Annotated in this window: 8 protein-coding genes; 3 read left to right on the forward strand and 5 right to left on the reverse strand. The window is 52.9% G+C overall.

Annotation, left to right across the window (positions count from 1 at the left end; genetic code table 11):
• Positions 1-237: 237 nt before the first annotated feature.
• Both PSR63_RS24150 and PSR63_RS24155 read left to right on the forward strand, forming a co-directional pair.
• A complete protein-coding gene (locus PSR63_RS24150) occupies positions 238-2,283 on the forward strand; it encodes a S9 family peptidase (RefSeq protein WP_274328338.1) in 2,046 nt (681 codons plus the stop codon).
• A 575-nt stretch (positions 2,284-2,858) separates the two neighbouring features.
• Positions 2,859-4,538: a hypothetical protein gene (locus PSR63_RS24155; RefSeq protein ID WP_274328340.1), complete on the forward strand. Its 1,680-nt coding sequence runs from the start codon at positions 2,859-2,861 to the stop codon at positions 4,536-4,538.
• Between the two features lie 37 nt (positions 4,539-4,575).
• Here the strand turns inward: PSR63_RS24155 and PSR63_RS24160 are convergent, their stop codons facing one another.
• The 5 genes from PSR63_RS24160 to PSR63_RS24180 form a co-directional block, all read right to left on the reverse strand.
• Positions 4,576-5,910 (reverse strand): DUF1552 domain-containing protein, encoded by a 1,335-nt coding sequence (locus PSR63_RS24160; protein ID WP_274328342.1) that lies wholly within the window; start codon positions 5,908-5,910, stop codon positions 4,576-4,578.
• A 44-nt stretch (positions 5,911-5,954) separates the two neighbouring features.
• A complete protein-coding gene (locus PSR63_RS24165) occupies positions 5,955-8,375 on the reverse strand; it encodes a DUF1592 domain-containing protein (protein WP_274328344.1) in 2,421 nt (806 codons plus the stop codon).
• A 296-nt stretch (positions 8,376-8,671) separates the two neighbouring features.
• Positions 8,672-9,196, reverse strand: coding sequence for a DUF2721 domain-containing protein (locus PSR63_RS24170; RefSeq protein ID WP_274328346.1), 525 nt, complete (start codon positions 9,194-9,196; stop codon positions 8,672-8,674).
• Positions 9,197-9,360: 164 nt separating this feature from the next.
• The gene (locus PSR63_RS24175; protein WP_274328348.1) at positions 9,361-10,857 is read right to left on the reverse strand and encodes a FecR domain-containing protein; all 1,497 of its coding nucleotides are present in this window, start codon (positions 10,855-10,857) and stop codon (positions 9,361-9,363) included.
• Entirely contained in the window at positions 10,854-11,384 is a 531-nt protein-coding gene (locus PSR63_RS24180; RefSeq protein ID WP_274328350.1) for a sigma-70 family RNA polymerase sigma factor, read from the reverse strand. The genes PSR63_RS24175 and PSR63_RS24180 overlap by 4 nt, the downstream gene beginning before the upstream one ends.
• Before the next feature lie 236 nt (positions 11,385-11,620).
• On the opposite strand from PSR63_RS24180, the gene PSR63_RS24185 reads away from it, so the two are divergent.
• Entirely contained in the window at positions 11,621-13,732 is a 2,112-nt protein-coding gene (locus tag PSR63_RS24185; RefSeq protein ID WP_274328352.1) for a DUF1588 domain-containing protein, read from the forward strand.

Consider the following 13,732-nt stretch of genomic DNA (forward strand, 5'->3'; position numbering starts at 1 on the left):
ACGAGCGGGTTAGAGAAAGGCCTGTGATGTAGGCATTGCCAATGGCAAAGAGGACGCTCCTATGTCTCAGGTGTTCAACTACCCAATTTCGCCATGATTACTGGTAAGATCGTCTTCGTTATTCAAACGGTCCATAACCGTCTCGTTTTCCCGCGACCCACTTCGATGACCTTACCGGAACGATGCTGCTCACATCGAAGCTTTACCTCATTCCCGTTAACACCTTGGATCTCTCTGATGAACAACACATTGATCGCTGCATTCGCGTTAACTCTGTTGGCCTGTTGCATGCAATCTAACTTTGGCCTTTCTGCGGCGAATGCAGCCGAAACGCCGTTATTGGATCGGGAGCTCTTTTTTGGCAATCCGCAGATTGCGGGCGGTCAATTGAGTCCCGACGGCAAGTTCATTTCGTTCATGAAACCGTATAAGGGAATCATGAACGTTTGGGTAAAGGAGTTCGCGGAGCCATTCGATAAGGCTCGCCCGTTGACTGATAGTAAGCGGCCTTTGTATGGGTACACCTGGACTGAAGATGGCAAGTACATCCTGTTCGTGAAAGACTCGGGCGGCGACGAGAATATGAATCTGTTCGCCGTTGATCCGAATGAGAAACCGGAGGCCGATAAAGAAACGCCGAACTCACGCAACCTGACGCCGATGAAAGATGTCACCGCGCGAATCATGCACGCCAGTCAGAACAATCCCGACCTCCTTTGGGTGGGGCTGAATGACCGAGATAAGGCTTGGCACGATCTTTATCAACTTGAGATTTCGTCGGGTAAATTGACGTTGGTATATCAAAACGAGGAACGCATCACCGGTTACGAATTTGACTGGGACGACAACCTTCGCTTGCTCAGTCGAACTGACCCTGCGGGCAATACGACACTGCTGCGAAAAGACGGCGACGACCTGGTACCAATTTACGAAACTCTGGTCACGGAGAATGCAGGCGTCCAAGGTTGGGATCCCCAGAATAAGAACATCTACTTGGTTACCAACAAAGGTGACCTCGACTTGATGACTCTGTTTAAGATGAATCCCGAAACGAAGGAACAGGAACTGTTGGAGAGTGATCCCAAGCAGACCGTTGACTTCGGCGGATTACGGTTGGATCGCAACACCCGCGAAATCATCTCCACTTCGTATACCGACGATAAGACTGAGTATTACTGGCGGGACACAACCTGGGAATCCAACTACAAGTTTTTACAAGAGCGATTTCCCGGACGTGAGATCGCCTTCCAAAGTGCGACCAATGACTACAGCAAATTCTTGATCGCCGTACACGGCGACAAGTACGCGGCTGAAGCGTGGTACTTCGACGCAAAAACACATGAACTCATTCATCAGTACACACCGCGACCCGAACTCAAAAAGGTCGAAGAGTATCTCGCACCGATGACTTCGATTCGCTACACCAGCAGTGACGGATTGGAGATTCCGGCGTATCTGACCCTTCCCACTGGCGTAGAACCAAAGAACTTGCCAGTTGTTGTACTGGTACACGGTGGCCCAAAAGGTCCTCGCGATTCCTGGGGATACAACTCGCAGGTTCAGTTCCTTGCCAACCGTGGCTACGCGGTACTGCAGCCAAACTTTCGTGCCAGTGGCGGCTACGGCAAGAAGTTTCTCAATGCGGGTGACCTGCAATGGGGCAAGTTGATGCAGGACGACATCACCTGGGGTGTGAAATACTTGATCGATAAAGGCATCGCGGATAAGGATCGCGTGGCCATCATGGGCGGTAGCTACGGCGGGTACGCGACTTTGGCAGGGCTCGCGTTCACCCCTGAGCTTTACGCCTGCGGCGTCGATATTGTTGGGCCGAGCAATATCTTCACGTTGCTCGATTCGATTCCTCCCTACTGGGAAGCGGGACGTGCCTTCCTGTATGGCATGGTGGGTGATCCTGCCACCGAAGAAGGAAAACAACGAATCAAAGAAGCAAGTCCTCTCTTCAGTGCTGATAAGATTTCAAGGCCACTATTGATTGTCCAGGGAGCGAACGATCCGAGAGTGAAACAGGCCGAAGCGGATCAGATCGCGATTGCACTTCGCGATCGAGGCCACGAGGTCATGTACTTATTGGCGGATGATGAGGGTCACGGCTTCGCTAAGCCTGTGAACCGCATGGCGATGTACGCCGCGATTGAGGCCTTCCTTGCTGATCAAATCGGCGGACGATTTCAAGAAGAGATGCCAGCCGATGTTGCGAACCGACTCAAGGAACTCCATGTAGACGTGACGAAGGTGACGTTTGAAGCTGACGAGGAGTGAGATTAGTTTAGCCACGCTACGTTCCTAGCTTCACGCGGACTCCCTTTTTGGTCCGAAGACGGTCATTCTCGTTCCACTTAAACCCTGGTTTAGCAAATAAAGCTTAACCAGGGTTTTTTCGTGGGCGCGTCAAGAGACTGATTGAAGTGCGTCGATTGTTCCCATAAACACGCACCCACTCTCTTTTGACGTTGTCTTACCAATTCGGCTGAGCCACTACTGCTGGGCCGATTTAGGTGTTGAGTTCGGTTGGGGCGAGGAGGATGTAAACCGGCCTTCATTTCATCGTCAGATTTGATTAGCAGACCAAAATCCATATTTCGTCTGCTTCTAAAATCAGATCTCAGCCGCGTGAATTCGTTGAATTAGCTTTCGCTGAATGCATGGCTGCTTGAATGGTGATGTCATATTCCTAGAAGTCCATTTAAGCACGAGAAAATCATCCCGCATATCCGCGAAACTATCGCTTCGTCAAGGTAACTCTCCTCGACGTGCAGGGCCGAGAATAAGGCGTTCGAGATGCTCTGGAGTACCGTAGATTTTGGAGTATATTGACGGTAAGGGGGGTGACTATCATGCGTGAAGTCATTCGACGAATCTTGACGGCCGTTTGCCTTTATGGCGGGATTACCTTGTGCCTGATCCAGGGTAGCGATCTTTACCGGGTCTCACCGGTTGACTGGCACCACGAGGTCGAAGCCAAGCGGCAGCAATCTCGGCAAATCACGGGGATGATGTCTGCCTACTTGGGCAGCGAGACGGTTGAAGGGGTCGATCTGGCCGAGAATACCCGTGGAACCCTCGCGGAATTCATTGCTGACGAAACGGAGGGGAGGCTCATCATCGTTTCCAGTCACGATTGGGAAGGGCTGTGGAATGATGTGGCAGCGACCGCTGCGGACAACGCTCCTTCCCCCGCCTGGGCTGCTTGCCGTGGTGGCGAAGACTGCCGTGGATGTGTCTACCTCAGGCAGTCGGCCGAGCCTCTGGCTCAGTTGGCTGACAAATGGCCCGCAGAATTCGTGCAAAGTTACGTGCGGATCGATCCGGTCGAGACAATCGCCCAGCCGCGTTATCTAGACGTCGTTCAAGTCAGCCCCAGCGATCTAGTCCGCTGTGCTCCTTTGCATATTGCTTACCCATATCGCACCTACGGCGCCGGCATGCTGATATTTGGGCTGCTATTTTACATTGGGTTTCCCCGTTGTCCGCGGCCGGAAGGGGCGGCCATGTTCTACGAGGCCCGCGCCGCTGGCTGGCTGCCTGACCTGCTAGCCGCCTTCGGTTCGGGCATGTTCTTTGGTCTGCCATTCCTGATCGCCAGCGATTCGGGGGGCTTTCCACTGATACTCGACTGGCTGCCGATCACCATAGTGATGTGGGGCATAGCAGTTCTTTTCGCTTCGATGTTCGTCATGACCACTTGGTACCAGACACGACGCGTGACGTGGGACGAGCACGGTGCATGGATTGAAACTTGGGGCCGCCAGCCAACGTACGTGACGGCCGCCGAAATCGAAACTGTGGGGCCCCACTTGCTACAGGCACCCACCTGGCTGAAGACCTTGGCATGGATCATCACTATTTTCAACTGGCGGGCCGGATCGTCGGCGATCCTGTTGGAACAGTCTGATCCCGGCTTCTCGATTGCCACGAAACAGGGGCACTCCTTCAATTTCACCGGGGCAGGGCTGTTCGGGGCCCGGTCGTTCCTGGCTTGGCTCGATACCCACCAGATACCAGTTGATCCGTTGGCCCGCGACAGGATGCAATCCAGCGCCGATTACAAACCGAGCCGCATAGGTTGGATCGTCGCCGTTATTTTCGCCGTGTTGGCTGTGGCATTCCTTGTCCCACCGCTTTGGAGGACAGCTGTCGAGGCAATGCCGCAGACCGAACCAGAATTCCGCCAGGGCTCGTTTGCCCCGTTCCAGGAAACCCCGTCGCCGGTAGCCGGCGATCCTATCGATACAAAGTCGGCTGAGAGGCAGGAAATCGCGGTCCCCCTGAACATTCCCACGGTCGAAACAATCGTCACGTCAGAGATGCTCGCTCAAGAACAGGCCATCGTTGAGAAGATGGAACAGAAGAGGAATGAACTGAAGACGCTCCAGTCGGAGATTGGGACTATCAGTAACCCGAATACTGAGGCGATCGAGAAAGTTATGCAGATAATGAGTGAGTTGGAACAACTTCAGGCGGAGTTTGACGATGTGCGCAGCGGTAAACCAACGGCAAACGGTAACGAGCCCTGAACCCCAGCGTAGTGTACGACAAGTGCCAGGAATCGTATCAGCTAAGTACTTCCGACATTTCGCCCGTGCTATCGGCGAAGGTATCGACAGGAACATTCAGACGGTCGAGCATTGTTACGAATAGGTTCGCAAGCGGAGTCTTCTCTTCGAATCGCAGATATTGACCATGCTTGAGTCCCAATCCACGTCCACCGGCAAGCAGCAGTGGATAGTTGCGATTCGAATGTGTCTTGCTGTTACTACTTCCGTAGAAAATCATTGTCCGGTCGAGGAGCGAGGCGTCTCCTTCTTGCGTTTCGGATAGGCGGTAGAGAAAACGAGCTAATTGCTCGGCAAGAAATTGATCGAACCGCCCAAGGCGTTCGGCACCTCCCTTTTTGCCGGCACCGTGGGCGAGGCCGTGCCAGTTTCCTGACAGGCCGATGCAGGCAGGAAAGGCATTGGCAACGGTCGTCGCACCGGCGACTTGTCCGAGCATGAACGTCGCCAGACGCGTGGAGTCAGTTTGCAGGGCCAGGAAGATCAGATCGTACATAGCCTTTAAGTATTCGCGAGGCGCATTCGTATCGACCGACTGATCGATGGCATCGGTATCCACTTTCGGCTTCGGTATGTCGAGCCACTTCTGCGATTGTTCTACTCGCTGTTCGGTCGCGCGAACCGACGCGAGATAATCGTCGAGCTTTTGTTGGTCTTGCTTCCCTAATTGTCTTTTAAGTGACCGCGAATGCTCCAGCACCAGATCCAGCATGCTTGCTGTGTTCTCGGATTTCTGTCGAGCTTTAGATGCCTCTCCATCCTCCTTCCCGAACAAGCGCTGAAAGATGTGTTTCGGACTGGAAAGCGCCGGCAACGGGCGACCATCGGCGGAAAACGACAATGTTGTTGACCGAGTTGGTTCCCCGACACCACCATCACTGGACATGGTAAGGGACGAAAAGCGGGTTTCGCTTCCGATCGATTGGGCCGCGTATTGATCAAGTGAAATACTGTTGACGAGTTGACTACCGGCTAAATCCGAACCGGTTAGGAACGTGTCGCCTGTATCGTGGCCGCCGAGCTTTCGCCCGTTGGGATGGGAAAGCCCACCGAGGATTGTCACCTCATCGCGCAGTGGCTCTAGCGATTTCAACGGATTCGTTAGCTGGTAGTCCCTTCCTTCACCCGTGGGAAACCAGCCCCATTGCCGCTCCTCGCTATTGTCGGCAGGCATCGCGACACCGAAAGGAAAGAATACACAACACATCCGCCGCGGTGGCTCTGCATTTTTAGCGGCCCCATGTAGCATTCCTTCGAACAACGGCAAGGCCAGAGATGCGCCAACACCTTTGAGACACGTGCGACGATCAAGCTTCCAGGATGGCTGCGACATAATTGTTGCTTCTTTTCAAGGCTTGTTTGCTTGTGAAAATGCCACTACTTCATTTGAAAGACTTCGCTTTGCACAATTTCAGTGATCAAAGCTCGAAGACGGTATTCATTTTCCGTGAAACCTCCTGTTAACGAACTGACTGCTTCTCGATCCGTCCACTCCAGCGAACGGCCGAGGCTGTAACTCAGCATGCGTTTCACGATTGTCTCCGCGAATTGTTGGCGTCTTTCCTTCAGCAGGTACTGCTTCAACTCATCTGCGCCCGCTACGGTTGTTCCATCGGGCAAGTTGGCAACCGCATCGATGAGCGACGCCTTCTGTTTCTTTCCGCGTGTTACCGAAGCGAATTTCTCGCGCCAATTGCCAACGGCATCGTAGTTTTCGAGTGCGACACCCCAGGGATCGATCCCGCGGTGACAACTGTTACACGCTTCTTTCTGACGGTGAATCTCCAACTGCTGCTTCAATGGCAACGCTGCCAGGTTGGGTTCTTCCGGATCGAGTTCAGGCACATCAGGCGGAGGAGGAGCAGGAGGTGTGTCGAGGAGTCGATCCAGCACCCATACCGCCCGCTTGATGGGATGTGAATTCTCGCCATTGGAGTTGGCCAACAGAAAGCTACCTTGGGTCAAAAGTCCGCCACGACGATCCGCAGAGGATAGCTCCACATGCTCAAACGCAATTCCGCGTGGGCCTGATAGACCGTAGTGCTCGGCCAGTCTGCGGTTAAGCAGGGTAAAATCAGCGTCCAACAACGTCATGCAGCTGAGATCCTCGTCCAAAATGGTTGCGAAGAACAATTGGGTCTCCATCCGCATGTCGGCTTTGAGATGATCGTCGAAATCGGGATAGTACTCCGGATTCACCGCGACGCGATCGATAGCTGATAGGTCAAACCATTGGTCCGAGAAATGTTGCACAAATTGCCGCGACTTCGGGTCAGAAAGCATCCGCTCGACCTGTTGGGCCAGAACCTGCTGATCGTCAAGCGTGCCGGCGGCCGCCAGGTTGAGCAACTCTTCATCGGGCATGGAGCTCCACAGGAAGTAGGACATGCGCGACGCTAATTCATAATCCGATAACTGCTCGCGGCCCGTCGAGTTAGATTGCGGTTCGACGAGATAGAGAAACTTAGGCGAAATTAACGACATGGCCAACACTTCGCGCATTGTCGTTTCGAAGCTGGGAAAGCCTTCACGGATCTGAGAGAAATATTCTAGAAGCGGCTGAACGTCCGAAGCTGTGGCGGGACGACGGTAGGCACGAGTCAGAAAACGCCGCAGAACTTTTCGAGCGTGCTCTGTCTCGCTCGGATCTTCATCAGCGGCTTGAAAGATTTGCCTGTGGCTCGGCGGTGGCCAACTTGTTAAAAATGGTCCTTCAAATTCAACGGACTCGATCCGAATAAGTGCAGGAGTGTCTTCAGCTCCGGCAAGCGATGGACTTCGCTTCTTATTTCGCTTAGATCCTTTATCAGCGGCATTTGCCAGAGTGTTGTAAATGCTTACCTGTAACCCTGGGAATTTGGGGTTATGTCCTGGCAATGGAAAGTCTTCGATCCGGCCGCGAAACTCGAACGTTTGCGGTGCGTCCCGGGAAGCCGTCACGTCGACCTCCGCTAGCGTCTTCTCGGCAGCCTGGGTGTCTGCCCGCACGCCCATTGTCACTCGCATTTGCGGATAAGGAGCATCTGCGGCGGCATTTGTGCTCGCCCGAACACGAATGACCACTTCACCTTCACGCGGAAAGTCCATGATTCGAGCAAGGAAGCGATTGCGGGCACCCACTTCATTGAGATCGCTCCCTTTTGCACGTTTGTCGGGTTCACTTTTTTCCACGCGATGTTTGTAGACCGGCGGTTTGTCGCCGGTGACAATCGCCTTGCCAAGACCCATGCGAGCGGTTTCGAGATATAGCTCCATTTGTAACGGAGAGATTCCCAGTGCGGATCCATTGTTCTTGAATCCATCGGCTGACGTGGGATCGGGGGGAAGCTTGCCTGCATAATCGAGTTCTAACCCCAACAGATCACGCATGGTGTTGTTGTATTCGTAGCGTGTCAATCGACGCAGAACAACTTTCCCTCCGGTACTCCTTTTTAGCTCAGAAGCGACCTTGAGTTCATTGGTAAGCCATCCGACGACTTTATTACGTTCGGATTGGGAAAGGGGCGTTGCGTCTTCCGGGGGCATTTCTCCCAAATTCAATTTGTTGAGAACATCGTGCCAGGTTTCTGCGTCGGAGCCGGTAGCCAGGTTCGGATCGAGTTTGTCTAGTCTTAAGTCAGCGTCCGATCTTTCGGGGCCGTGGCAGGCAATGCACCGCTTGAATAAGATCGGTTGCACGTCACGATCGTAATTGGCCGCATCCGCAGGACGGTTTTCCGCTGCCGTCGCTATAGTGATTGATAGCGACAAGATCGCCACTGGCAAAGCTTGCTTCACGGTCGAATACAATTTCAACATCGGCATCTTCTCACGTCAGGTGGCGGGAAAGCTGATGGATCGCAGGTAGGAGTGAATGAGCAGCGGGAAGTAGAAGCGCAGTAGGCGTGGATAATTTGCTTAGCGTGGTTGGATTGCGCAATAAAATATAATTGATTTTGATGGACGGGATCAATATCTAGGATCAATAGGCTGGCCTTATGCATACGAGATCGCTACGTTATCTACCGCGACAGTTCCGTCCGTGTGCCCCCTGTGATCACAACATCGCGAATGGTTTAAAGAGATACTCAACCACGTGTTTTCTACATACCGGGCTACTCGGTTTCCAGTCGCTCGGTTTGATCTACGACGACTTGTAAGCAAATCCAAGCTTCTCGGATGAGTTGCATGGCCGCAAACACGACGCAGCCAATACCAACCATCGTGGCCCCTCCGACCACCCATAGAGATTCCGGTCGCCAAAGATTGACCACACCACCTAGCAGGCTACCCAAAGCAAACAATCCGACACTGGCATAGAGGGCAATCAAGGCGTCTCGAAACAATGCCGATCGTTTCAGGAGGTTCCGGGCCAGGATCTTGGCATGGGCATCAGGGCGATCCAGTAGTCGGTGAACCTCGGTATGGATTTGTCCGAAGCGAGCAGATGTCGAAACGATCAGCAATGCCACGCCCGGCAACAACACCAACGGCGTTAGCCAGACCTCAGACGCAAACATCGATGATCGCGACGGAGTTTTCTTAACCGCTTGTTGCTCGATGATCTCATTTGGGGCGGCTTCGACGATGACAGAGACACTCAAGAGCAGCAAGATCGAAAACAAACAGATTCGAGACATTGGCTGTGCTGTTTTGCAGTGATGGAAATCCTCATATCTTAGCATCCCGGCGGCATCACTACGAGGGCTCGGGCATAGGCGAGTCGTCAGTGACGCATGAGATCATGCGTTGCATGTGATAATGCGGTACACGCGTTAAGGGCAATATTCCGACTTGTGCAAATTCAGTTTTCAAGCTGGGACCGCGGGGTCACATTCGCCCAATTGTCTCCACCGCGAAGCGAATCGATCCAGTACCACGTGCTGCCGGGATTGTCGATATCGTTAATCCAAAGAGCGTGCCACTTTGTTTCGGCGGAATAGGGTAGTGTGACCGATGGAGGAGGGGGGGCACGGGAGCCGAGTGAATCGCTGGGGGGATTGATCCATAGATCAACTTCGTCTTCACCCAGACGCATCACAACCAGGCAGGGATGAAAGCCCTTGAATAGGGGATTCTCGTAGAAAGCCTGCTGGCCGTTCACTTCGATTCCAAATTCTGCTGTTTGCTTTGCGAACTTGTTGGGTTTTTGAACCACCAGGCGAACGTTGCTACGTTCGGCGCTATCAAGTGACCCGAACGAAATGAGTGTGGCAGTTTGGTCGCCAAGCCGCTTCACGAAATCGTCATCAGGATAGATGAGCATCGAAAAGTATCGGTTATGCCACCGTCGTCCGACCGGCGACCAAGATGCTTGATTGCCGTCCTTGACTACCAGCATTCCCTTGCTGCTTAGAACAAGCCCTGGGTATTGAATACTTTTATGGGGATCGGAACGTATTCTTTGTGGAGATAGTCCACTGTCAAACCAACCAGCGTGACCAGCCAGATCATTACCACGATAAGTAAACTCTTCGAGGAAAACCGCGGACTCTCTCGCGAATCGATTACTCAGTTTGACATCCTTGATCTGCTCTTCTTGCTTACTCAGAAGAACGGCTCGTCCGGCAGTGAGATCGGCCTTTTGGGCATCATCTCCATTTTTTAATTCCGCCGTAACGCGGCCTTGAAAGACATGAACTTCTGTCTTCTGTTCTGGCAGAACCTCCACGCCAAATTTCGTGCCCCAATCAATGACTTCGCCATCCGGTGTGATAATGGTCAGGCCGCGTCCCGTTTCAGGAACATCCGCGAACAGTCGCCCCTCATCGAGCTCGATGTCATTCCGAGAATGGAACTGGCAATGGATTGGTCCTTCTAGGACGAGAGAAACCTGATTGACCGTCGTCAATTCGATGATTCCGGTCTCAAATGAAAGCGTTTCGCCTTGGCGGACCGTTTGCCAATCGAATGACTGGTCAAGTCCCACAACATTCGATGTGTGGCGCACTTTGGCAATGGTCGCTGGCAGGCTAAGCCACCAGAAAATGAGTAGGCCGATCATGACCAACGCGGCTGAGCTAGACAGGAAGACGGCAGTGCGTCTCCAAGTACTCTCCGGTTCTCGAGGTGACCGTTGAGCCTGCCCGGTGTTTCTGGTTTCTACCAAGTCGAGTTCAACAATCGGCATGTGCGGGCGACTGGCCCATTCGCTGATCAACTCTTCATTAGTTGCCAATGCAAGAAGTGTTTGAACAAGCTCCGGCTCGTGCCGCAGCCTCTCCATCAACTGGTCGAAAGCCTTGGCCGACACTTCGTTGGCCAGAAAACAATGCAGCAGTTCTGTATCGTTCTGGTTCATGGGCCCGCCTCGGCCAGTTTTCGCTCGACACAAGTCGCCAGCTTGACTCGCAAACGCTTCAATACGCCATAGACTGCTTGAACGGTTCGGTCGAATCTAACAGCCAATTCGCTGATATCTTGCACCGATCCGTCATAGCGATGCCTTAGTATCGCTTGCATTTCATCGGGAAGATCTTCGATACACTCTGTGAGAAACTGCTTGCGTCGACTCACAGTATTCAAAGAGGTGTTTTCCGAGGCGACGGCCAATAGCTCGACCACGTCAGGTGGCATGACCTGCTCCCGCTTGTGATTGCGAAACTCCATCAGCACGCGACGTCGGGCAATTCCAAACAACCAATTCGAGAATCGTTCGGGATCGCGTAACGAGTCGATTGAGCTGATCGCTATTTGGGCAACATCCTGAACAATATCCTCCGCCGTGTGCTCATCGCGAACACATGCGAACACATAGCTGTACAAAGTGCGCCGATGCTGCATCAGACGAGCACCGATATCGTGGTTTGGCTTCGGATTCTCTTGCATACAAAATCCTTGGTGGGGCGAGCGTATGCCTAGTAATTGGACTTCCCACTTAAATGTGTCGATTCTTTACAAATTCAGGCGCGCTGGTCGCAGGAGAATTTTCGTCGGAATTCCGAGTCAATTCGTAAGTGTTAGGCTCATCATAACTTACAGGAAGTTATACTTTTTTACGCCGTGAAGCGCCTAATGCGGGAACGGAAAGCAACTTTCCTTACACCGAAGCATAATTCGGCATCATGTTTTCCTCCTCCACCTCCTCTGTTCCGCCCCACATGAAACGGCTTGGTGTAAGCGTGGTCTTCCCGACATCAGTCCTCGGTAAACTCGGCATTCTAGCTATCGTGTTTTTGCCGTTTGTCTCGATGGCAAACGCAGATGAGCCCGATTTGGCGGGCTTCAAGGCGCACGTAGAACCTGTTTTGGCAAAGTATTGCATCGACTGTCATGGAGTTGACTTGGCGGAAGGGAGTTTATCGCTCGAATCGATCGATCCGAATCTTCTGCGGGGAGCTAACCTCGAGACGTGGCGGCAAGTTGAAGAGCAGTTGCAGTTTGGCGACATGCCTCCTGAGGATGCCGATCAACCTAGCGACGCAGAACGAAGCATCCTGCTGAAATGGATCCGACAAGAGAAGTTGAAGACCCAGCGTCCTGGTGTCGTCACGGACGAAAAACTTCTGCTTCCTGAGTTCGGGAATTACGTCGATCATCAGTTTCTTTTCAACCAGAGGCTTCCGCGCGTTTACCCTGTGCCCCCTCGGATATGGCGACTACGACCGGAGATCTACGATCGACAAATGCCTCGGCTGGCCGAGAAAGTCAGCGATCTGGCCAACGGATTAAACGTAGCGGACGGATCGAACTTTAAGGATTACGCGTCGAACTATTTTCTGGACGAAGCGGCAACCGTTCCGCTGTTGAACAATGCGAAGAAAATCGCGGATCGAATGGTTTCTCCCCAATCGAAAGACAAGGCGCTCAAGGCTCTTGTGAGCGATGAAACGGTACCGGACGAAGAGAGTGTTTTGATTGCGATCGAACTTGCGTTTCGCAAAATGCTTTCTCGGCCACCAACCGAAGAAGAACGGCTGAGGTTTTTCGCTTTTTATAACAAGGCGTCGGAAATCGGCGGTTACCAGCTAGCTGCCAGATCGTTGTTAACCGCCATCCTGCTTCAGCCGGAGGTGCTCTATCGGCAAGAATTGGGCAATGGTATGCCAGATACTTACGGTCGTGTTCGACTCACTCAGATCGAGACGGCCTACGCCCTGTCGTATGCACTAACCAATGAACGTCTCAAGGAATTCCTTGAAGCCGCTGAACAGGGGACGCTTGCCAGTAACGAAGATGTCGCCGATGTCGTGCGAGAACGTTTGCGCGATCAGTCACTCTTGCAGGACAAGAACGCGCGAGTGATGGAATTCTTTCGAGAATACTTTAACTATCCATTCGCCAATGAAGTCTTTAAAGATCATCCCGACGGAGGAACTCATGTCCCCAATCAACTAATCGCGGACCTGGAAACAGATATTCGTGACATCCTTCGCAACGACAAGGACGTTCTGAAACGACTTCTCACTTCCAGGAAGTACTACGTGAACGCAATCTATAAGCAGAACAAGGATCGCCAAGTTGTGCTGCAGTTGGGTGTCGAGCGTAAACAGAACTATCCGACGGCCTTCGGTCTGCCTCTGGATTGGAAATGGTCGCTTGAACGACAGCCAATCTCTTTTCGTTCCGACGAAAGATCAGGCGTTCTGACGCATCCAGCGTGGCTTGCGGCCTGGAGTGGCAATTTTGACAATCATCCAGTCCAGCGTGGCAAATGGGTACGAACGCATCTCCTGGGAGGAACGGTTCCGGACGTGCCGATTGGCGTTGATGCGCGCGTGCCAGAGAAAGAACATACTTCGTTCCGCAATCGATTGACAATGGCGACCAGTGCGGCTGAGTGCTGGCGTTGCCATCGGAAGATGGACCCGCTTGGGTTGCCGTTCGAACGGTACGATCACTACGGACGTTTTCAGCGACTCGACGCCGGGCAACCAGTCGATGCAAGCGGAGAGATTACGCGTACCGGTATTCTCGAGCTAGATGGAAAGAAGGTCGCTGGTCCCACGGAGATGATGGACCTACTAGCTAATTCCGACCACGTCGAGCAGGTGTTTGTTCGTCATGTGTTTCGCTTCTTCATGGGACGCAATGAAACGCTTGGGGATGCGAATACGCTCCAAGACGCACACAAAATATATCGCGACAGTGGTGGGAGTTTCCGTGCCCTGGTCGTATCGCTACTTAGTTCCGATTCGTTTCTGTTGCGGCAGATACCTCATCACTCGGAGGATTAG

This window comes from Bremerella sp. P1 (assembly GCF_028748185.1).
Taxonomy (GTDB): Bacteria; Planctomycetota; Planctomycetia; order Pirellulales; family Pirellulaceae; genus Bremerella.

Coding starts and splice junctions, on each gene's coding strand:
- PSR63_RS24155 (WP_274328340.1), top strand. CDS start 2,859: ATGCGTGAAGTCATTCGACGAATCTTGACGGCCGTTTGCCTTTATGGC.
- PSR63_RS24160 (WP_274328342.1), bottom strand. CDS start 5,910: ATGTCGCAGCCATCCTGGAAGCTTGATCGTCGCACGTGTCTCAAAGGT.
- PSR63_RS24185 (WP_274328352.1), top strand. CDS start 11,621: ATGTTTTCCTCCTCCACCTCCTCTGTTCCGCCCCACATGAAACGGCTT.
- PSR63_RS24175 (WP_274328348.1), bottom strand. CDS start 10,857: ATGAACCAGAACGATACAGAACTGCTGCATTGTTTTCTGGCCAACGAA.
- PSR63_RS24165 (WP_274328344.1), bottom strand. CDS start 8,375: ATGTTGAAATTGTATTCGACCGTGAAGCAAGCTTTGCCAGTGGCGATC.
- PSR63_RS24150 (WP_274328338.1), top strand. CDS start 238: ATGAACAACACATTGATCGCTGCATTCGCGTTAACTCTGTTGGCCTGT.
- PSR63_RS24170 (WP_274328346.1), bottom strand. CDS start 9,196: ATGTCTCGAATCTGTTTGTTTTCGATCTTGCTGCTCTTGAGTGTCTCT.
- PSR63_RS24180 (WP_274328350.1), bottom strand. CDS start 11,384: ATGCAAGAGAATCCGAAGCCAAACCACGATATCGGTGCTCGTCTGATG.